Source organism: Romboutsia sp. LXY-2, from assembly GCF_056171995.1.
Genome location: NZ_JBKFGI010000004.1, coordinates 44,786 through 65,771, shown reverse-complemented (window position 1 = coordinate 65,771; position 20,986 = coordinate 44,786). Strand labels below are relative to the sequence as shown.

The following is a 20,986-nucleotide window of genomic DNA, read 5'->3' as shown; positions in this document are numbered from 1 at the left end:
CCTAATTTCTCTCTTCTAAGATTTCTTTCATTAGTTCGGGATAATCTGTAAATACACCATCTACGTTACATTCTATCATTTTTTTCATTTCTATTGGTGAATTTACTGTATATACTAATACCTTCATATTTTCCCTATGTGCTTGTTCTACTATTTCTTTATTTACTAAACTATTGCTTACATTTATGCTATATAAACCAATTTTCTTACCATGGTCTACTATATTTTCTTCTGGATTATAATCTTCTTTGCTATAATATAGTGCTCCATAATCAATACTATTATCAATATTTTTTAGTTTGCTTATACTTTTATGGTTAAAACTAGATATCAGTATCTTATCTTTTAGATCGTATTCTTCTACTAGCTTTATTATATCATTTTCTAAGTCATAATGAATTACATCTGTTTTAGCTTCAATATTTATAAGAATATTTTCATCTTTTATTAGTTCAATAACTTCTCTTAAAGTTGGTATTGTACATTCTATGTTATTTTTAAATTCAAAATTTCTGCATTTATATTCTTTAAGCTCTTTTAATGTTTTGTCCAAAACTTGCCCTTTTCCACTAAAAGTGCGTTGTACATCTTCATCATGTATTACTATTAATTCTCCATCTTTTGACTTATGGACATCTAGTTCTATACCATCCACACCAATTTCTAATGCTTTCTTAAAAGCTAGTAAGGTATTTTCAGGATAATATCCGCTAGCTCCTCTATGTGCAATAATTTTCATTTTGCCCCCTTATTTTGTTACCTTAAACATTATTAATTAATATTTAAAGCTTAATTTAATAAATTTTCTTATGGCTAAGATAAAGATATTTTATTGTATCTCATTTTATGTAATTTATATCTATTATTATTTAAATACAAATTACACATTACTTCAATAGTTATATTATTATTCATTATTTTAATACTACTTAGTCATCTTCTTTTATTCTAGATAAATAAATTCACTAGGATAAATATGCTATTTTTCGACTCACTTACCCATTTTCCTTCGACTCTAAACATTTTTCACTATTTTTTATTGACATTTTTTTAATAATTATATATCATCTAGTTAAGGTCATGTTTCAGACATGACAAAAACATACATCAGTGAATCCACATCTAAATATTAAATAATAATAAGTGAATACATAAGTTTATAAGGAAAAACGTATTCACTATATTTAAATAAGTTAGGTAAACATTTTCACAGATGTAAAAATTATTTATTCATTATTTTATTCATTATTTTAGGAGGCAACATGGAAAACAAAAAAAATCTTATTAAGTTAATGCTTACTGCTTTTGTTATAGTGGTAGTATGTGAATTCATCGGTGAGTATACAATTAACATAGGTCCTGTGGCACTTGTATTATTCCCAATGTTATATGCAGTTATAATTGGTATCATAATAACACCAGATTTATTAGGTAAAAAAATTAAGGCACTAAAAGAATGTGTCGGAGAAAAAGAAATAAATATTGCAGGAGATGTTGTTGGTATAGCTCTTGTATTATTAGGTATTAAGTACGGATCTACTGTTGGTCCAAATCTTGCAAAAATAATAGAAGCAGGACCTGCTTTCTTAGCTCAAGAGTTTGGTCATATATTAGCTCCGATAGTAGCATTACCCCTAGCTTTATTATTTGGATTTAAAAGAGAAGCAATTGGTGCTTGTTCAAGTATAAGCCGTGAGACTTCATTAGGTGTAATATCAGAAAAGTATGGAATAAACTCTCCAGAAGGAAGTGGTGTTCTTGGAACTTACTTAATGGGAACAGTTATAGGAACTATATACTTCTCAATATTAGGTTCAGTATCAATATACACAGGACTTCATCCATATGCATTAGGTATGGCAACAGGTGTTGGTAGTGGAAGTATGATGACTGCAGCATCAGCAGCACTTACAAAAGTTCCTCAAATAGCAGCAGATCCTGCTATGGTTGATACAATATTATCTTACGGTGCAACAAGTAATATGATGTCTAGTTTAACTGGATTAATATTCTTAGTGTTCATAACTCTACCATTTACTAATAAGCTATACGCTATATTAGAACCAAAATTAGGTAGAAAAAATAATTCTAACAATAGAAAAGCAGCATAATAAAGAGAGGTGCAAAATATGTTTGGAAATTTAAATTTCAAAAAAAGTTCATATCAATTAGTAGTAATGTTAATAGTTGGAGCTATGATACTAATTGGTCAATATATAAGTAAAGGTGTTGCTATAACTACTGCTCTTCCAGGTATGTTAATAATGATAGCAGCAGCAATGGTAGCAATGATGTTAAAGGACATGTTCCCAAAATCAATATTCCCAGCTTTCGGATTTGCAACATTAATAGGTTTAGCTTTAAGTATACCTGGTAATGCAGTATCTGATGTTTTTAATGCTCAAGTAGCAAACATAAACTTTATGGCAATAACTACTCCACTTTTAGCATTTGCAGGTATATCTGTTGGTAATAAAATTGAAGATTTAAAGAAGATGTCTTGGAAGATAGTTGTTATATCTCTAGTAGTTTTCACTACAATATTCTTCGCTTGTGCATCAATCGGACATATAGTATTAAAGATGCAAGGTGTAATATAATAAATGGTTTTTAATTTATTGGTGAGCTTTAATAATAGCTCACCAACTTTATAAATAAACATAAAAATATAGACTTATAACTTATTAGGAGGCTTCACAATGACAAAAGAGCAATTAAAAGACTTAATAATCAAAACAATAGATGAAAACAGAGAACATATAATAGAGGTAGGACGTGGAATATACCATACTCCAGAATACGGATACAAGGAATATAAAACAACTCAAGCTGTAGCTAACTTCTTAAGAGACGACTTAGGATTAAATGTTGAAGAAAATATAGCAGTAACTGGATGTTTAGCTGTAGTTAATGAAGAAAAACAAGGTCCTCATGTATCTATACTTGGAGAACTTGATGGCATATCTTGTAAAGAACATAAAGATTCAAATGATATAGGAGCTTCTCACACATGTGGACACAATATACAAATAGCTGGTATGTTAGGTGCTGCATTAGGTTTAGTTAAAAGTGGAGTTTTAGATTCTCTTGATGGTAAAGTATCTTTCATGGCTACTCCTGCTGAAGAATTTATAGAGTTAGAATACAGACAATCTTTAAAAGATAAAGGTGAAATAACTTATTTTGGTGGTAAGCAAGAATTAGTTAAGAGAGGATACTTTGACAATATTGATTTATCAATGATGTTCCACTCTTTAGACATGGGAGAAAACAAAGCTTTAGTTGGACCAGAAAGTAACGGATTTATAGGAAAAAAAGTTCAATTTATAGGTAAAGAAGCTCATGCTGGTTCTGCACCATATGACGGAATAAACGCATTAAACGCTGCAATGTTAGCTATAAACAATGTTAACGCATTAAGAGAAACTTTTAAAGAATCTGAAAGAGTTAGATTCCATCCTATCTTAACTAAAGCTGGAGATATAGTCAACGTTGTTCCTGCTGATGTTCAAATGGAATCATATGTAAGAGCTAGAACTATAGATGGTATGATAGATGCAAGCGAAAGAATAAATAGAGCTTTAATAGCTGGTGGAACTGCAGTTGGTGCTGAAGTTGTATTAACTGAAATACCAGGATACTTACCAATACTTAGATACCAAAGTATGGATAACTTATTCGCTAACAACTTAGTTGAATTAGGAATAGAAAGTGAAAAGATAGTAGATGGTGGAGACTTCACAGGGTCATTTGACTTCGGTGATATATCTCACTTAATGCCTACTCTACACCCAATGGTAGGTGGAGTTAAGGGAGCTCTTCACACTAGAGATTTCGAAATAATTGATGAAGACTTAGCTTATATAGTTCCTGCTAAATCTATGGCAATGACAGTTGTTGACTTATTATTCGATGGTGCTAAAGAAGCAAATGAAATATTAGCAGATTTCACACCAGTTATGACTAAAGAAGAATACTTAGGATTCTTAGCTAAATACGATAGAACAATATAGTTAACCATAAATTACTAAAAAAACTAAAAATTATTTAAAATATAGAAATCCAAATTATTTAACACATTTTTAGATGGGGAAAGTTCATATTGAGCTTTCCCCCCTTTTATTATTTTAAATTAATTTAATATTAAAATATATTCTAATTTATGTTTTTAATAAACTTATCTAGAATAATAGTTCAATAAGACTCTTAGGTCTTCCTGTTCCACTACTACTCTCTTTGGCAAAAACTCTACCTAAATTAGCTTCAGTAATTTTCTTTAAAATACGCCTAGCTGTTCTTTCACTAACATCTAAACAGTCTGCCAGTTCTTTTGAGTCATATATCTTACTTTTTCTTGCTTCATTTAAAGATTTTAGTTTTAATACTGATTCACAGCTTAAGCCTGTTTTTTGTGAAATATCCATAATATTTTCATCTGCTGATAACAGCGGATAGCTTATTTCAAATTGAGATCCAAGGGGACCTTTTAAGTTTCCTTCTTCATCAACTTGAAACACATCATTACCCTTTGAATCATGAGATCTTCTTAATGCCTTTCGTGCGTTTGTCTCTGCTTGATAAGATGTAAGTCCAATACCTATACCTGCACTTAATGTAAATCCAATGTTTTTAATTTCCTTTTTTAATGAAGATAGTTTGCTATAATTTAATTCTTGGCTTATCATTCCCTTATTAGCAAAGATTACAAATTCATTTCTTCCAAAAGAAAATAAAGAACCTTGTACTCCTCTAACATATTCTACTATGTACTTCTCTACCTCAGTCCTTTTTAACATATCAGAATAATAACTTTCTGTATTATCCTTTCTATGGTCTAGGCTTAATATTTCTACCGCAATTTGAGAATATTGTGCTTTGCTTAATGCACATTCACTTTTTATTTTATTATAACTAACCTTAACTAATGGTTTTGTAGCTTGTAATCTATAAACTGGGTAGTTTCTTTTCTTTAGTTCATTATATACTGCTCCAAAACCTGTAATAATAACATCTATTTCTTTTCTTTCATACAAATTAATGTGCCAGTTTACATATTCCATTTCGTTAATATTCATTGAAAAAGGTAGACAATACATTGCTTCTGGTTTTACTTCTAATTCATCTATCATGTCATCAATAGTTTCATTGTCTACAACGTCTATGCTAAATTTATTTAGATTAAGATTATCATTTTTCATTTTCCAAAAAGCTTTTGCAATACTACTTCCACCTCTGTCTACAAAGGCGTAAGGCTTAGTAATATTGTATTTAGATTTTACAAATTCACATACTGCAACACCAGAAAACAGTATTGCATCACATTGGCTTTCACATTCCTCTATTACCTCTATAGAGTCTACTACCCTCTCCCTAATAAATGATTTTATTTCCACCTTGGTGTCAATTTCATTTAAGTCCTTCCCAATTTTATTAACCGAGTCACTTGGACCTACTAATCCTAACTTCATAATACCCTCCGTTGTGCATACATCTTTCCACATGTAAAATTATACTATATCCTTTAATTTTTGTATCCTTTAATATGTTAAATATTATCAATTATTTACTAAATTAATGTATCTTTATTTTTGTCTAAGTTAATTAAAATAAACATAAAATGTAATATAATAGCAAAAAATATTCTTTATATAGATTTTATTTTTTTTATACCTATATTTTAATTGTTTACATATCCATATCATGGGTATTATAATTATAGAGAATATTTAACATGAGAGGAGATTTAAAATGGCTGGAGATAGAATAATATGTCATTGCAAGCAAGTAAGTTACATAGATATAAGAAAGGCAATGATACAAGGTGCTAGAACTTTAGATGAGATAAAAGAAATGACAGGTGCTGCTACTGGATGCGGTAGATGTGCTGGTGAAATAGAAAATATATTAGCATCTGTTTGTGGATGTAAGAATGTTTCTTTAGAAGATGTTGTAAATGCAGTTAAAAATGGTGCTGATACAACTGAAAAGGTTGCTGAAGTAACTGGGGCTGGTTCAGGTTGCGGTAGATGTAAGGCACTTGTTCAAAACGTAATAGATATAAAAAGATAATAATCGATTATAAGATGTACCTATTTAATTTTTAAATTTAAAATTAAATAGGTACATTTTTTTATTTTTAAGATTACTTTAAGCTTCTATTGATATTATTAGTTCATAAATAATTGCTTATCAGCTAGTACAAACTTAACTACTTGTTAGCTGTTCTGTAAATTAGGAGGAAAATTATGAACAAGAAACTTATTTTAATGATGTCAGTTTTATCACTTTGTGTAACTGTATCTGGATGTACAAAAAATATCAGTGAAACAAATACTAGTACAAATGAAGTTATAACAAAATCTAAAGAAATAGAAAGTATTGGAGAAGTTGATACTTATATTAAACTTGGAACAAATATTAGTGTTGAAGGAAATGGCGCAACTGTAGAAAATAATAAGGTCGTTATAAAATCTGCTGGTACTTATAGCATTAGCGGAAAAAGCTCAGATGGTCAAATAATAGTAGAAGCATCTAAAGAAGACCAAGTAAATTTACTTCTAGATGGCGCTAATATTACTTCATCAAATAGTGCTCCAATATATGTAAAAAGTGCAAATAAAACTATAATAGCTTTAGCTGATAATACTGAAAATGCTATTACTGATGGAAGTAATTATGTTTTAGAAGACGAAACTAATAATGAGCCAAATGCAGCTATATTTAGTAAGGATGATTTAACAATTATCGGTAATGGTTCTTTAAAGGTAAGTGCAAACTACAACAACGGAATAACAAGTAAGGATGATCTTAAAATTAAAGAAGGTAATATCTCTGTAGATGCTATTGGTGATGGCTTACGTGGTAAGGATTCTATAACTATATCTGGCGGAAATGTTACTGTAAATGCTCAAGAAGATGGCATGAAATCAACAAATATTGAAGAAGCTGAAAAAGGATATATAATAGTTGAAGGCGGTAACTTAAATATTACTGCTTTACAAGACGGAATTCAAGCTGAAAACAATGTAATAATAAATGGTGGTGATATAAACATAAATACTGGTGGCGGTAATGCTAATGCAAGCACGTCTAAAGATGGTACTTGGGGTAATTTGGGGAAGGCACCAGGTGAAAATCCTCAAACTACAACTACAGATTCTGAAGAATCAGACTCTACAAGTGCTAAGGGTATAAAAGCTACTAACGATATATCTATTAATGGTGGAAATATTAATATCGACTCTTCTGATGACTCTATACATTCAAATGATACTATAAGTATTAATAATGGTAGTATATCTGCTTCTTCTGATGATGATGGTATACATGCGGATTCATCTCTTGAAATAAACAGTGGTACTATAGATATCCAAAAGTCATATGAAGGCATCGAAGCTCAAACAATAACTATAAATGATGGTAATATAAGTGTTGTAGCAAGTGATGATGGTATAAATGCTGCTGGAGGAAATGATAGCTCTTCTACTAATGGTAGACCTGGTCAAAATGGATTTGCTTCTTCATCTAACGGTTCAATTACTATTAACGGTGGTAATCTTTTAGTTGACGCAAGCGGTGATGGTATAGATTCAAATGGTTCTATAGCTATGACTAATGGTACAGTAATAGTTAATGGTCCAACAAACAATGGTAATGGGGCACTAGACTATGACGGTACTTTTAATGTTAGTGGAGGTTTACTAATTGCTGCAGGTAGTTCAGGAATGGCTCAATCTGTAAGTCAAAGTTCTACCCAAAATGCTGTAAATATAACTGTGGCTTCTCAGGAAGCTAATACTTTAGTAAATATTAAATCAGATTCTGGTGAGGATATAATTACTTTTGCTTCTCCAAAAGCCTATCAATCTGTTGTTATTTGCTCACCGCAATTAAAAGATAATACTTCTTATGTAGTATCAACTGGCGGAGAATCTACTGGTACTAATAATAATGGGTTATATACTGATGGTAAATATAGCGGTGGAACTGAAGTTGCAAACTTTACTGTGTCAGGAGTTTCAAATAGTGCTACTCAATCAGGAGTAAGTGCTGGTGGTATGGGCAACCCTGGAGGAATAGGTAATCCTGGTACTAAACCAAGTGGTGGTAAAGGATCTATGGGTACTATGCCTAATATGACACCTCCTACTGCTCAATAGACAAGATTTTTCAGATATATTTATACCCCCTGATATAAAAAAGTGTACCTTAGTTACTTAATGGCTTAAGCTCTAAGGTACACTATCCATATTGAAACTTTTGCTATCTTAAAGGATATCAAATTATAAATTTAAACATCCATGTAATTTAATAAGTCTAAAATATTTAATACCAAATTTGCTGAGTTATTTGATGCTATCTTTTCAAAATTATTATACTCATTCATATCACCATCTGCATTATCTGAAATGGTATTTTATTCATATAAGCAACTTGTGCTATAGCTGCTCCTTCCATTTCCACACAATGAGGAGAATGCTCTTTAATTATCAAATCCCTTAACATTCTATCTGAAACAAATGATTCTCCAGTTACAATTTTTCCAAAGTGGTAATTGTATTTATACAAATTCATTTTTTTGTATGCTTTTATAGCTGTATCTATTAAAAATCTATCCGCATCAAAATATTCTTTATTAGGATGCCATCTTTGCATTTGTTCTTTACGAACGTCATGATGAGTTACTTTATCCGAAATAACAATATCACATATTTTAACATCTTTATTTAAGCTTCCTGCAATTCCAGTATTTATTATATGCGTAACTTGAAATTTATCGATTAATATTTGTGTACAGCTTGCTGAGTTTACCTTCCCAATGCTACAAGATGTTATTACTATACTTATGTTTTCTTTCTTTCCTATGTAAAATTTAAAACCAGCATATTCTTTTTCTTCTATTATTTCTATATTATCCTTTATTAGATTTATTTCAATAGACATAGCACCTATTATCCCTATAGTTCTCAAATCTATCATCCCCCTTTTTCTAATCCTATCTATACTATATTTAAATTTCTTATTATATTATATTCAAATTACCTAAAATCCTTTTTACTAACCACTTAATTTTTAATGGCGATAAGCAATACAAATTGTAAAAAAATCATAAGATATGACATTAATATGTCTCTCTATAGAATCTTATTTATTTTGGAAGTTCAACTATAAAAGTTGTATCACTTCCTACGTTACTTTGAGCATATATTTTACCTTTATGTTGTTCAACTATTGATTTTGCAATTGATAATCCTAATCCATAGCCTCCTGTTTCTCTTACTCTTGAGTTATCAATTCTATAGAATCTTTCAAATATTTTATCTAAGTACTCTTTCTCTATACCTTCTCCAGTATTTTTTACTTTTAGCTTAACTTTATTTTTCTCTGAATATAGATCAATAGTTAGCTTCCCAGTTTTATTGCTGTGTTTTATTGCATTGTCTATTAAAATGCTAAACAACTTTTTTATACTTTCTTTATCTCCATTTATTTCTATATTTTCGCTTATATTCGTTTCTAATGCTATATTATTTTCATAGATTACTGCATCAAATCCAAGTAATGTACTTTCTATTGTCTTACTAATACTCATTGGTAGTAACTTAATTCTATTTTCCTCAACATCTAGTTTAGCTAAATATAGCATTTCATTAACTAACTCTGACATTCTATCTGCCTGGGAGCTAATATAATCTATCCATTTTCTTTGCTTCTCTATCGTTTCTTTTGGCTCACTTAGTATTAATGATGTATTGGTTTTAATAATAGTTAAAGGTGTTTTTAATTCATGTGATGCATCTGCAATAAATTGCTTTTGCTTTTCAAATGTATCTTTAATAGGTTTAATACTTTTATTAGTCAAATATATACTAATAAATAATAAAGCTATTAAACTTAAAGCACCTACAGCAACAAAACTTCTTAATAAACCGCTTAATAGACTTTGTTGATAAGTCCTATCTATTAATGCAATCTTTATTCCATATGAAGTAGTTTTCATTAAATATGAATAGCTTGTGCCATCTATATTTATTTTGCTATTTTCTTCATTACTATCTATTATCTTATCTATTGAAGATTGTAAAATTTCTTCATCCACATCTAAATATGTTGATTTAAAAACCTTAGCAATATTTTCGGTTGTATCTAATTCTACTATTATTGAGTTGTCATTAGGCTTGCGTTTAGGTGCAGGACCTCCATTATAATGGTCTTCAAATCCAATTATCTCTCCCAAAGACCTTAGCATGTCTCTTTCTAGATTTACTGCAGTTACAGTGAATATTACTCCAAAAATGCATAAAAAAACTATAGTCAACAAACCCATATTTATAAAAATAAATTTTCGCCTAAGCTTTTCAAACATACTACTCCTCCAACCTATACCCTACTCTTCTAATAGTGGTAATCTTTACTTTAGATTCTATATAAGATAATTTTTTTCTAATAAATGAAATATACACCTCTATATTATTGTACTCTGCTTCAGAATCAAATCCCCAAAGCCTTGTAATTAAATCATCCTTACTTACAATCGCCTTTGGCCTATCCATAAAATACTTAAGTAGCTCAAATTCTTTAGCAGTAAGTCTAATAGAATTTTCTCCCACTTCCAAATCATAAGTCGTAAGATTTAACTTAACATCTCCAAACTCTAATGTATTGTTATTAATAATTTCTCCTCTTCTTCTAGTTAAAGCTCTTAACCTTGCCAGAAGTTCCTCTGGCGCAAAAGGCTTAGCTAGATAATCATCTGCGCCTAAATCTAATCCTGTTATCTTGTCCTCAACACTACCCTTTGCAGTAAGTAAAATTATAGGAGTTGAAATTCCCTTATTTCTCAACATTTTTAGAACTTGTAAACCACTTAACTTAGGTAGCATTATATCTAAAATAATCACATCATAAATGTTACTTAAACCATACTCTAAACCATCTTCACCATTTAGAACAGCATCCACACTATATTTATACTTAATAAGAATATGACTTAAAGCCTCAGATAATTGAACCTCATCCTCTACCAAAAGTACCTTCATATCATCACCCATCCTATAATTTACATTTTTATCTATTTTTAATCTATTTTATCACATATCTCCAATCCAAACTAAGAGGTTGTAACAATATTTTGAATTACTGTTTAGTCTAGCGAAACGTCGATTAAACAGTAAATTCAATTTGCTACAACCTCTTATAATTGACTTATTCGGTTATTCCGGCTAATGTAAGTGTTATGTTTAGATTTCCATTTCTACATCTTAACTCATCTATAAACTTCTTCTGGTCACTTTCAGCTTTCATATTTATCATATAACTTAGCTCAAATAAAGCGCCAAAATCTCTAGTTCTTACTCTTTGTATTTGCCAAGAATTAGTATACTCATTTAATATTTCTTCAAAAACTCCATCATAGTTTAAGTCTTCTGGAACTATGATTCTAAGTTGCATAGCTTTATGCTTAGGCTGTCCGAATTTTGTAATATCTATTACAAACATTACAGAACATAATATTATAGTAACTATTACAGCATATCCAATGTATCCCATACCACATGTCAAGCCTACTGCCAGTGTAAAGAAAACATAAGCTATATCTTTAGGCTCTCCTGGTGCACTTCTAAAACGAATTATTGAAAATGCACCTGCTAAACTAAATGCTCTTGCTATATTGTTCCCAACCAATAAGATTATTATTGCAATAACTACGGGTAGCATTACTAGAGTTATTGTAAAGTTTGAACTATCTATAGTCTTTTTACTAGTCTTCATATAACAAACACTTATAACAAGTCCTAATATTATTGCCGAGACTATGACTATAAGTGCATTTACAAGTGTAAATGACTCCCCATTTGTTGATGATATTATTGTTTCTAACATACTTTTACTCTCCCTCTTACTTTCTTATTTTGTGTATTTCTACAATACTCTATATATTCATTTCCATATTTTGAAAAGTGTGTATTGTATATTGATAATTCTGATAGTATTTTTGTAAACCATATTGGTATTGCACCTAGGATTTTAACTTCCATTAGATATCTTTCTTCTCCTAAAATGTTTTTTCCATAGTAACCACCTTCTAAAAATAAATCTTCTCTTCTTGCTAATATTTCTGAGTCAAAGGTTAATCTAAATTCTTTATCATCTATTGAGAAGAATGCTTTTCTACTATAGCCAATGTATACTGTTTTATGAACTTTATTATTTTTTAGATAATATTCTATTTCATTTATTACTTGTTCATTTAGATAGTCCTTAGTCACTGGTCTTTGTCCAAATTCTACAAATTTAGTAGCTTCGTCTAAGGTAAGAACTACCCTTCTTTTATTTACTATTCCATTTATTTTCTTTTTTAGCTCTAGAAATACTTTGTCATTTCTACTTTTGGGAATCATGTAACTTCTAATTCTTAACTTTTCTTTAAAGTATGGCTTTCCTATAGAATGTCTTATTACATCACTTTCTTCTGTGTCATAATAAATGTTGTATATTGTGTAATTTTTTTCATCTTTACAATATTTGTCAGGTTCCATGTATTCGAAAAGTCTTGGTAATAGAGAATCATACTGCTCCTGGCTTAGTATAAATTTTTTCTCATAACGCTTAAAAGATTTAATTGCCATTTTACTCCTCCTATCTATTTACGCCTGTCTTTATGAGATAATTATATAAATTAAACCTTAAAGCTATCTTAAATTTATGTGTAGGTTTTATGAACTTGTACAAAGGTGATTAATTAAAAATATCCCCATACTTAATTGAATTTTTACTAATTCATTTAAATATGGGGATATTTAATCTATTCTAATTTTTCTCTATTTCTAAGATAATATTTATCTCATTATTGTTTTCTTCTTTTATAACTAATTTATAAGTTTCTCTATTTTCTGATATAGCATCATAAAATATTCCTGTGCTTGAACTTATAGTTAAGCTATTTCTAAAGTTTCCATCTTGTCTAAAAGAGTCAATAAATGGATGCTTCTTCAAGTACTCTTGCGATATAGATTCTTCATGTTCTATCTTACTATCTTGAATATAAATAAATTTCCCATTAGCTTTTAGGTTCTCATCACAAGCTAATAATCTTTCAACTATTTCTGTAATTTTATAAATTAATTTGCTTTTTTCATCTTTATCAAATGCTAGCTCTGTCATCTTTACTCTCCTTAATTTATTATTCCAAAGACTAATCTTAATAAGAATAACGAATGTGTGTTCGGTATTTATTTTAGCACAATACTAAATTTAAGTCTAGCAAAATTTGTTAAAATTCACTTACCTTACTTCTTTTTAATAATATATAAAAATAAAATAGCCCTAAAATATTAATATTATTTATGAGTATAAGTATATAATAATCTTCCAACTGTAGCTACAACAGTTGTAATCCCAATGGGTATACATTCCTCATCATATATAACTCTTCCATTGTGCTGAGGAATAAACTCACTTTCTTTACTTCTACTTCCTACCCATATAAACATTGATGGTACTAGCCTAGCAATAAATGCAAAGTCTTCTCCACCTGCACACTGAGGATAATGGACTACACTTTCTTCCCCAAAGTTTTCTATACAAACCTCAGTTACTAAATCTACTAGATTTGAATCATTGTTTAAAATGCAATAACCTTTAGTGTACTTTAGCTGGCACTTTGCTCCATATACTGCACAAGAGTTATTAGCTACTTGCCTTATTAACTTAGGCATATCTTCTACATATCCTGGAGTCATCATTCTTACTGTTCCATCAAGTGTTACTGTTTCACATATTATATTTCGAGCATCACCACCGTGAATTTTTCCAATTGATACTACTGCTTGATCATGAGGATCTACCATTTTTGTAAGAATTGCTTGCATGTTCATAATTACATTGGCTGCTGCTATTACAGCATCTACTCCTTTGTGTGGAGTTGAGGCGTGACCTGCTTTACCAATGATCTTTATACTGAAAGAATCTGATTGAGCTGTTACTGCACCTTCAGTTATTCCAAATTGTCCTGTTTCAAGTTCAGGCATGGTATGAGTTGCTATTGCATAGTCTACTTTTGGATTTTCAAGAACTCCATCTTCAATCATGGATCTAGATCCTCCATTTGGGCTACACTCTTCTGCTGGCTGAAACATAAACTTAACATTACCTTCAAGATTGTCTTTATGTTTGTATAATATTTCTGCGGCTCCTAACATTATGGTCATATGAAGATCGTGACCACAAGCATGCATTTTACCGGGGACTTCTGAGGCAAAATCAAGGTTTGTTTCTTCTTGAATAGGTAGAGCATCCATATCTGCTCTAAGTAACACTGTCTTTCCTTTATTTTCTCCTCTTATTAGCCCTACAATACCATTACCACCTACATTTCTTGTAACTTCTAAGCCTATATCTTCTAAGATGTTTGCTATGAAGTTTGATGTTTTAACTTCTTCGTAACCAAGCTCTGGATTCTTGTGAAAGTTTCTTCTATAAGTAATAAGTTTATCTAATATTTCATTTATTTCTTTTTGTATTAATTCTTTTTTCATTTTACTCCTCCCTTAAGTATTCATATTTTTCAGTAAGAATTCCTCTTATTTATTCTTATGCATTAAACACTAAGTTCTTTAAAACTATTTGTACATAAAAAGTGCCTAGGCAAATTAATTTAGCTAGGCACTTTAAATATATAAACTATTAAATTATTCCTAAAATACCTAATATAATAGGTATAAATATTGCGGGTAATAAATTTGCAACTTTTATTTTTGTAGCCTCTAACATATTAAGCCCTAAACCTATAATTATAAGACTTCCTATTGCAGTCATTGCTGATATTACACTTGAGCTTAAAACTCCTGCAAGTATGCCTGCACACACAGTTATTATTCCTTGATATACAAACACTGCTCCAGCAGAAAACATAACTCCTATTCCAAGGCTAGCCGTAAAAATAATTGCAGAGATTCCATCTAATATTGATTTTGCAAATAGAGTTGCATGATTACCTTGAAGACCACTTTCAAGAGATCCAACTACTGCCATTGCTCCAACACAATAAATTAAGCTTGAGTATACAAAGCCTTGTGATATAGATATTTTTGATGTTGACGCAGTCATATGCTCACAGTCTATATCAATGCTTAATTCATCATCATTTTCAACTTTTGATTTTTTACTTACCTTACTTTCTATAAAATCACCTAGTTTGTTTAGTTTGCTATCAATATCCATTAGTTCCCCAAGAAATGCTCCAATAGCCATACATACTATTGTAATAATTGTATTTTCACCTTCAAAAGATCCACTAATACCTATGTATAAAACGCATAAAGCAAGGCCTTTCATTATTGTATTGCTTATTCTTTCGGGTATTCCCCCTTTTAATAATAGACCTATTAAGCTTCCAAATATAATTGCTATACTGTTTACAATTGTTCCTAACATTTTCCCCCTCCTTATAAATGATCTTTTACTTCTTTTTAATTCATTGATTTAAATATACTAATTTATTGTATCACAATATTACTAGATTGAATTTTTTTAATTTCAATATTTTTACAATTTATAATATTTGTAAATTTTATTTTGTTATTTTTTTACTAACTTTTCTAATTCTAATAAGTGTGTTAATATAAAATATTATATATAGTAAAAATTGGAGGTTAAAATAATGGAAAACAAGAATTTAAAATGCGGCTGTTTAAGTACAAAGTGTGTGAGACATGGCAATTGTAAGGAATGTATAGATCATCATTCTGGAGGAAAGAAACTTCCATTTTGTAAGAGACCAGAAAATATAGGTTTAGATAAGAAAAAAGATTCGTTAAAACATATAATTTGCTAATTAGATAGGGACCTATTGAATGATTAATTCAATGGGTCCCTTATTTTTTTATAAATATATTTAGCTTATTTATTCATGATACAAATGCACATACTTATTTCTTCCATTTTCTTTTGCAATATACAGTGCTTCATCTGCCTTTTTTATATAATCATAATATTCTTTGTCATCTCTTACAAGTGCAGTAGTTATACCTATACTAACAGTTACTCTGTCGCTTACCTCTGAGTATTCATGATTAATATTTAGGTCATAAATATTTTGCTTAATTCTTTCTACTGCTTTTATAACTTCTTCTTTGTCAGTATTTAACATTATGATTATAAATTCTTCTCCACCATATCTTGCTACAAAATCAGAGTATCTACAAGATTCTTTTATAGTATTTGCAACCATTTCTAAAACCTTATCTCCCATGACGTGACCATAGTTGTCATTATACTTTTTAAAGTAGTCTACATCCATCATTACTATTGACACTGGCTTATTTATATTTTTGTAAGAATTCCAATTAAGATTTAAATATTCTTCCATAGCTCTTCGGTTTGCAATATTTGTTAAATCATCTGTAACACTTAAATCTTTTAAAAGACTATTTAATCTTCTAATTTCTTTGTTCTTAATATAAATAAATCCAATAATAAAAAAGGTTATTATAATTATTAATACTAAAGAAATATAAAGCATAATCATTCTCTTTTTAGCTATTTCTAGCTCTTCTATCTTCTTTAAATTTTGCTCATTTTCAAATTTTTTCAGTAAATACTGCGAGTATTGCAAGTTTTGATCTTTTTTATCTTTATCATTTATATTATCTTTCTTTTCTAAATATAATAACGCATTACCAATATCTCCTGATGCTTTATAATCTAAATATATACTATTATAGTGTATAGCTTTTAGGTGATCTATTCCCCTTTCGTCAGCTATTTTTTCTGCATATTTATGTGCTTCAAGGGCGCTTTTGTAATCTTTTAATATGTAGTATGTATCACCATAAATCTTAGCTATTTGAATATCAAAATCATAGTATGTAAAATTTTTACTACTTTCATAACGATTTGATGCTAATTCTAGTAACCTTAGTGATTCTTTAGGATTATCTAGCTTATTCTCTAAATCTGCTTTATTTACATACATAACAGTTTTAGTATCACTTTTAACTTTTCCATTTTTTAATTTACCAATATATCTTTCTAATTCTTTAAAACTATCTTTAGCCTTTTCATAGTCACCAATAGATGTGTATGCCTGAGCCAGATTTAGTAAAGCATAAGATTTTAAATCTGCATCTTCTGTTTTGTCTTCTATATGATATTCTAAAGATGACTCTAAATATTTTATAGCTTCATCATAATTTTCTTTAAATAAATAATCTATTCCAATATCTATCATTATTTCAACAGATTTCTTATCTAAATCTTTTTCTATTGCTATTCCTAGTGCATTTAATTTACAGTTAATAGCTTCTATATTTCTATTTACATACCAATAGCATATTCCTAATTTTAAATAAACGTCTTCAATATGCCCATAATCTATTTCCTTTGATAATTCAAGAGTTGATTCCATTAAATCTACTGCTTTTTTTGTCCCATCTGAAGTTTGTGATAAGTGCTTTGCTCTTAAAAGAGAAAATTTAATTATATCTTCTTCAAGATTTTTTTCTTTTCCAAGCTTAATAACCTTATCAAATGCAACATACGATTTGTGATAGTCATCTAGTGTCAGATAGCACTCACTAATTTCAAAAAATGTTCTAATAATAAACTCTGGTTTTGTATCTTTATCGAAGTATGATATTGCTTTGTCATATTTTTCAATAGTTTCATATATATTAAATTTTGTGCTTTTGATATAAGCTGACATGAAATATGCTTTTGCTAAACTTTCTTTATCTTTACTTTCCCTAATTATATCGTTGATTTCTTTTTCTATATTCTGTCTGTTATCTTCACTAAACTCTTCAATGCCATTGTATAAAATATCTTCATAAATTTTATCTACGTTGCTTTTTTTATATGAATTATCTGAAATAGCAGCCTTATACGTTATTTTACTGCCTATTCCTAAAACAAGTAGAAGTATTGATATAGCAAATATGATTTTACATATCCTATTAATCTTCATTTTGCCTCCATGCAATTTTTTTATCAGTGGTTAAGGTTAAATATTTTAAGAATATATATATATTATCAAATTTTTAGCAATATTTATATTTATTTTTTCCAGTATTCCCTTAATTTAATAATAAGTTTGTTTTTGTAGACTTAATTTTATTATGTGATTAATATATTTTTACTATCCTATTTTATTAATAGGTCAACATATAAGAGCATATTTATAAATCCCTTATACGTAAAAAAGCCTGCCCATCTTTAATGAGCAGACCTTATAATTAACTAGCTTGCTTTAACAAGCTCTCTATCACTTTCTCTGTTTACTTCTTTTTCCTTAGGTAATACTAAGTTTAATACTGTAGCTATTACAAACGTCATAATTATTCCATTTTGAGCAAATATGTTTGATACCCAAAGTGGCATTTGTTCTAATACTTCTGGAACATTTCCGATTCCTACTCCAAGCCCAATTGATACAGCAATTATTAATCCATTTCTTCCATCTATTTTTTCTCTAGTTAATGATTGTATACCACTCACTAAGATCATCGCAAACATTATCACTGCTGCTCCACCCAAAACTGATTGTGGCATAACTGAGAATATTGCACTTAACTTTGGACAGAATCCACATATTATTAAGAACACTGCCCCTGTCATTATAACAAACTTATTTACTACCTTAGTAACTGCTACTAACCCAACATTTTGGCTAAAAGATGTATTTGGTAATATTCCAAATAGTGCACCTATAAAACTTGCAACACCATCTGCTACAACTCCACCTGCTAACTCTCTATCTGTTGGTTCTCTATCTAAACCACCATTTGTAATTCCTGATATATCACCTATTGTTTCAACTGTAGTTGCTATGAACATTATTGTCATTGCAATTATTGCTTCCATGTTAAACTCTATTTGTGATACAAATGGTGTTGGTAAACTTAACCATGCTGCTTCTTTCACTTGTGTAAAATCAACCATACCTAAAGTTATTGATAATATGTATCCTACTGCTATTCCTAATAAAATTGATGATTCACTTAAAAATCCTTTAAATTGCTTTAATACTAATATAGTTATAATTACTGTACTTCCTACTAATAAATGTTGCCAGCTCCCGAAGTCACTTGCTCCTACCCCTCCTCCAAAGTATTTAACTCCTACAGGTAATAATGATAATCCAATAGCAACTACTACTAAACTTGTTACTATTGGTGGGAATAATTTCTTTAATGGCTTTATGAAAAATCCTAAGAACACTTCTATTACCGCACCTACAAGTGATGCTCCAAGTATTGCTCCGTATCCATATGTAGCCCCTATTGCTTTTGCTGTTCCTATAAATCCAGAACTTGTCCCCATTACTATTGGTAAGCCCGCTCCTACTTTAAGTATTGGATATAACTGAAGTAATGTAGCTAGACCTGCTATAAACATTGAGTTTTGTATTAACATTGTTTTCATTTCTAGTGGCATTTCTAGCATTCCACTGATTATTATAAGTGGGGAGATATTACCTAAAAACATAGCTAATACATGCTGTATTCCAAGAGGTATTGCTTTATTAAATGCAACCCTACCTTCTAATTCGTATATTGATCCATTGTTCATTATTTTCCTCCTAAGTCATTCCCTTTTTTTTACTTTTTTATAATATCATAATAAAAATATTTTTTCCATATTTTTTTATTTTTTTTTATATATAGTTCGTATTTATATTTATTTTTAATGCAATCATTTTTTTTTCATTCGATATTTAGATTTTAAACTATTATTTTTTACAAATATTAAGAGCATTTTAATATTTTTCAAGTTATTTATACTCCAATTTATAAGAATAGTTGTTTATTATATTAATTTATAATTAATATAATACTATAGAAACACACAGTATATACAAATATAAATCAAAATCTAGCAACTAATGTACGTATTTTAGAAGTCAAAATTATTATCACTGCACTTATTATTTATGGACCGTTTATTATCTAGTTTGATTTATTTATACATAAAAAGGCCAATTTCTATTTTCAGTAGAAATCAGCCTTTTGGTTTTCTTAAAGATTATTTAGTAATTCTCCATTTATTCATGTTGTAAATATTGGGTTTATTAAAGCATCATTTATACCTGATTCTTTTGCTCCTTATATTAGTTGATCGCAAAACATATCAGAGTTTCCTTACTTTCTCCTATACCCTCATTGGATTAGTATGTTTTTGTTAATTGTTACTCCCCACCATTTGTTTATATTTATAAGGTAATACTTAGAGTTAGCATAAAAAAAATACACTTCACATGCTGTACTTATATACTTATTTCTAATATTTTCCTGTGAATAACTTATTTTCATATGATCAATACATTTTATTTAGACTAGTAAGTATGGAATATTTGTCATCGTATAAAAAACATCTAAAATAGATAATAAGTCTATTTGTAGAGTATTTTTTATCTTCGTCTATTAAAAAAACTCTATTCAATCATTTTGTATATTGCTTCAATATTTTCTTCTCTAAATCCAATCATATCAATAACTATATTATTACTTAATAACATAGATTGTATTTCCTCCATTAATATACCTTTGTCTTTAGTATATAATATGGAATCATTAATATTCTCAAAAATAGGATTGTTACTTATCTCTCCACCCCAATCTCCTGTACATGTAAGATTTACTCCACAAGATGGGCTACCATCAATTCCTATTAATCCAACTATTTCATAGCCATTATTAATATAATCTATTAATTGGTCTAACACAGGCTTAAACTCTTTTCTGCATACTTCTCTAAAATGAGGAGTATTAAACTGCTCTTTTAAATGTCCCCATCTTTTGCAGCCATAGATAATTTGCTCTGGACATGGTAGCTGAATAATCCCATAATCTTTTTCTATCATTTGCTTTATAATATCTTTTCTTAGCTCTTCTTTTATAGAATTATTATAAAAGCTCTTTACTTTAGAGTTTTTATTTAAAATACAATGTGATACTAATATAATTTTTTTTGGTTCATTTATACTCAT

19 protein-coding genes are annotated in these 20,986 nt (G+C 29.2%); 6 read left to right on the top strand and 13 right to left on the bottom strand.

Going from position 1 to position 20,986, the window contains the following annotated elements; all coding sequences use genetic code 11:
- Window position 1: 1 nt before the first annotated feature.
- The gene (locus ACI48P_RS08600; RefSeq protein WP_475214889.1) at window positions 2-739 is read right to left on the bottom strand and encodes a glycerophosphodiester phosphodiesterase; all 738 of its coding nucleotides are present in this window, start codon (window positions 737-739) and stop codon (window positions 2-4) included.
- A 523-nt stretch (window positions 740-1,262) separates the two neighbouring features.
- Here ACI48P_RS08600 and ACI48P_RS08595 point away from each other — a divergent pair.
- The 3 genes from ACI48P_RS08595 to ACI48P_RS08585 all read left to right on the top strand — a co-directional run bounded on the left by ACI48P_RS08595 (window position 1,263) and on the right by ACI48P_RS08585 (window position 4,013).
- A complete protein-coding gene (locus ACI48P_RS08595; RefSeq protein ID WP_475214888.1) occupies window positions 1,263-2,111 on the top strand; it encodes a DUF3100 domain-containing protein in 849 nt (282 codons plus the stop codon).
- Window positions 2,112-2,129: 18 nt separating this feature from the next.
- Complete coding sequence (locus ACI48P_RS08590; RefSeq protein WP_475214887.1) at window positions 2,130-2,600, top strand: hypothetical protein; 471 nt, start codon at window positions 2,130-2,132, stop codon at window positions 2,598-2,600.
- A gap of 99 nt (window positions 2,601-2,699) precedes the next feature.
- The gene (locus tag ACI48P_RS08585) at window positions 2,700-4,013 is read left to right on the top strand and encodes an amidohydrolase (RefSeq protein WP_475214886.1); all 1,314 of its coding nucleotides are present in this window, start codon (window positions 2,700-2,702) and stop codon (window positions 4,011-4,013) included.
- Window positions 4,014-4,181: 168 nt separating this feature from the next.
- Here the strand turns inward: ACI48P_RS08585 and ACI48P_RS08580 are convergent, their stop codons facing one another.
- Window positions 4,182-5,468, bottom strand: a complete 1,287-nt coding sequence (locus ACI48P_RS08580; RefSeq protein WP_475214885.1) for a transcriptional regulator — start codon at window positions 5,466-5,468, stop codon at window positions 4,182-4,184.
- A 280-nt stretch (window positions 5,469-5,748) separates the two neighbouring features.
- Here ACI48P_RS08580 and ACI48P_RS08575 point away from each other — a divergent pair, with 280 nt between their 5' ends.
- Window positions 5,749-6,069, top strand: coding sequence for a (2Fe-2S)-binding protein (locus ACI48P_RS08575; RefSeq protein ID WP_475214884.1), 321 nt, complete (start codon window positions 5,749-5,751; stop codon window positions 6,067-6,069).
- Between the two features lie 176 nt (window positions 6,070-6,245).
- Complete coding sequence (locus tag ACI48P_RS08570; RefSeq protein WP_475214883.1) at window positions 6,246-8,159, top strand: carbohydrate-binding domain-containing protein; 1,914 nt, start codon at window positions 6,246-6,248, stop codon at window positions 8,157-8,159.
- A gap of 223 nt (window positions 8,160-8,382) precedes the next feature.
- Here the strand turns inward: ACI48P_RS08570 and mtnN are convergent, their stop codons facing one another.
- The 8 genes from mtnN to ACI48P_RS08530 form a co-directional block, all read right to left on the bottom strand.
- Complete coding sequence (gene mtnN / locus ACI48P_RS08565; RefSeq protein ID WP_475214882.1) at window positions 8,383-8,979, bottom strand: 5'-methylthioadenosine/S-adenosylhomocysteine nucleosidase; 597 nt, start codon at window positions 8,977-8,979, stop codon at window positions 8,383-8,385.
- Window positions 8,980-9,148: 169 nt separating this feature from the next.
- On the bottom strand, window positions 9,149-10,366 hold the full coding sequence (locus ACI48P_RS08560) for a sensor histidine kinase (RefSeq protein WP_475214881.1): 1,218 nt from the start codon (window positions 10,364-10,366) through the stop codon (window positions 9,149-9,151).
- A 1-nt stretch (window position 10,367) separates the two neighbouring features.
- Window positions 10,368-11,039, bottom strand: coding sequence for a response regulator transcription factor (locus ACI48P_RS08555; protein ID WP_475214880.1), 672 nt, complete (start codon window positions 11,037-11,039; stop codon window positions 10,368-10,370).
- A 166-nt stretch (window positions 11,040-11,205) separates the two neighbouring features.
- Window positions 11,206-11,883 carry a DUF4956 domain-containing protein gene (locus ACI48P_RS08550; protein WP_475214879.1) on the bottom strand — a complete coding sequence of 226 codons (678 nt, stop codon included), beginning with the start codon at window positions 11,881-11,883 and terminating at the stop codon, window positions 11,206-11,208.
- The gene (locus ACI48P_RS08545; protein ID WP_475214878.1) at window positions 11,877-12,629 is read right to left on the bottom strand and encodes a VTC domain-containing protein; all 753 of its coding nucleotides are present in this window, start codon (window positions 12,627-12,629) and stop codon (window positions 11,877-11,879) included. The genes ACI48P_RS08550 and ACI48P_RS08545 overlap by 7 nt, the downstream gene beginning before the upstream one ends.
- Window positions 12,630-12,810: 181 nt before the next feature.
- On the bottom strand, window positions 12,811-13,164 hold the full coding sequence (locus ACI48P_RS08540) for a hypothetical protein (RefSeq protein ID WP_475214877.1): 354 nt from the start codon (window positions 13,162-13,164) through the stop codon (window positions 12,811-12,813).
- 176 nt (window positions 13,165-13,340) lie between these two features.
- Window positions 13,341-14,537 (bottom strand): M20 metallopeptidase family protein, encoded by a 1,197-nt coding sequence (locus tag ACI48P_RS08535; protein WP_475214876.1) that lies wholly within the window; start codon window positions 14,535-14,537, stop codon window positions 13,341-13,343.
- A gap of 148 nt (window positions 14,538-14,685) precedes the next feature.
- Window positions 14,686-15,435 carry a DUF554 domain-containing protein gene (locus tag ACI48P_RS08530; protein WP_475214875.1) on the bottom strand — a complete coding sequence of 250 codons (750 nt, stop codon included), beginning with the start codon at window positions 15,433-15,435 and terminating at the stop codon, window positions 14,686-14,688.
- A gap of 226 nt (window positions 15,436-15,661) precedes the next feature.
- On the opposite strand from ACI48P_RS08530, the gene ACI48P_RS08525 reads away from it, so the two are divergent.
- Window positions 15,662-15,835 (top strand): hypothetical protein, encoded by a 174-nt coding sequence (locus tag ACI48P_RS08525; protein WP_475214874.1) that lies wholly within the window; start codon window positions 15,662-15,664, stop codon window positions 15,833-15,835.
- A 69-nt stretch (window positions 15,836-15,904) separates the two neighbouring features.
- Here ACI48P_RS08525 and ACI48P_RS08520 read toward each other — a convergent pair whose 3' ends face one another.
- From ACI48P_RS08520 to ACI48P_RS08510, 3 genes are all read right to left on the bottom strand, one after another.
- On the bottom strand, window positions 15,905-17,965 hold the full coding sequence (locus ACI48P_RS08520; protein WP_475214873.1) for a diguanylate cyclase: 2,061 nt from the start codon (window positions 17,963-17,965) through the stop codon (window positions 15,905-15,907).
- A 272-nt stretch (window positions 17,966-18,237) separates the two neighbouring features.
- A complete protein-coding gene (locus ACI48P_RS08515; protein WP_475214872.1) occupies window positions 18,238-19,569 on the bottom strand; it encodes a uracil-xanthine permease family protein in 1,332 nt (443 codons plus the stop codon).
- Window positions 19,570-20,431: 862 nt separating this feature from the next.
- Entirely contained in the window at window positions 20,432-20,986 is a 555-nt protein-coding gene (locus ACI48P_RS08510; protein WP_475214871.1) for a CD3072 family TudS-related putative desulfidase, read from the bottom strand.

What these genes read in the sequence shown, in the direction of transcription:
- ACI48P_RS08600 (WP_475214889.1), bottom strand. Translation starts at nt 739, where the DNA reads ATGAAAATTATTGCACATAGAGGAGCTAGCGGATATTATCCTGAAAAT.
- ACI48P_RS08595 (WP_475214888.1), top strand. Translation starts at nt 1,263, where the DNA reads ATGGAAAACAAAAAAAATCTTATTAAGTTAATGCTTACTGCTTTTGTT.
- ACI48P_RS08590 (WP_475214887.1), top strand. Translation starts at nt 2,130, where the DNA reads ATGTTTGGAAATTTAAATTTCAAAAAAAGTTCATATCAATTAGTAGTA.
- ACI48P_RS08585 (WP_475214886.1), top strand. Translation starts at nt 2,700, where the DNA reads ATGACAAAAGAGCAATTAAAAGACTTAATAATCAAAACAATAGATGAA.
- ACI48P_RS08580 (WP_475214885.1), bottom strand. Translation starts at nt 5,468, where the DNA reads ATGAAGTTAGGATTAGTAGGTCCAAGTGACTCGGTTAATAAAATTGGG.
- ACI48P_RS08575 (WP_475214884.1), top strand. Translation starts at nt 5,749, where the DNA reads ATGGCTGGAGATAGAATAATATGTCATTGCAAGCAAGTAAGTTACATA.
- ACI48P_RS08570 (WP_475214883.1), top strand. Translation starts at nt 6,246, where the DNA reads ATGAACAAGAAACTTATTTTAATGATGTCAGTTTTATCACTTTGTGTA.
- mtnN (WP_475214882.1), bottom strand. Translation starts at nt 8,979, where the DNA reads ATGATAGATTTGAGAACTATAGGGATAATAGGTGCTATGTCTATTGAA.
- ACI48P_RS08560 (WP_475214881.1), bottom strand. Translation starts at nt 10,366, where the DNA reads ATGTTTGAAAAGCTTAGGCGAAAATTTATTTTTATAAATATGGGTTTG.
- ACI48P_RS08555 (WP_475214880.1), bottom strand. Translation starts at nt 11,039, where the DNA reads ATGAAGGTACTTTTGGTAGAGGATGAGGTTCAATTATCTGAGGCTTTA.
- ACI48P_RS08550 (WP_475214879.1), bottom strand. Translation starts at nt 11,883, where the DNA reads ATGTTAGAAACAATAATATCATCAACAAATGGGGAGTCATTTACACTT.
- ACI48P_RS08545 (WP_475214878.1), bottom strand. Translation starts at nt 12,629, where the DNA reads ATGGCAATTAAATCTTTTAAGCGTTATGAGAAAAAATTTATACTAAGC.
- ACI48P_RS08540 (WP_475214877.1), bottom strand. Translation starts at nt 13,164, where the DNA reads ATGACAGAGCTAGCATTTGATAAAGATGAAAAAAGCAAATTAATTTAT.
- ACI48P_RS08535 (WP_475214876.1), bottom strand. Translation starts at nt 14,537, where the DNA reads ATGAAAAAAGAATTAATACAAAAAGAAATAAATGAAATATTAGATAAA.
- ACI48P_RS08530 (WP_475214875.1), bottom strand. Translation starts at nt 15,435, where the DNA reads ATGTTAGGAACAATTGTAAACAGTATAGCAATTATATTTGGAAGCTTA.
- ACI48P_RS08525 (WP_475214874.1), top strand. Translation starts at nt 15,662, where the DNA reads ATGGAAAACAAGAATTTAAAATGCGGCTGTTTAAGTACAAAGTGTGTG.
- ACI48P_RS08520 (WP_475214873.1), bottom strand. Translation starts at nt 17,965, where the DNA reads ATGAAGATTAATAGGATATGTAAAATCATATTTGCTATATCAATACTT.
- ACI48P_RS08515 (WP_475214872.1), bottom strand. Translation starts at nt 19,569, where the DNA reads ATGAACAATGGATCAATATACGAATTAGAAGGTAGGGTTGCATTTAAT.
- ACI48P_RS08510 (WP_475214871.1), bottom strand. Translation starts at nt 20,986, where the DNA reads ATGAGTATAAATGAACCAAAAAAAATTATATTAGTATCACATTGTATT.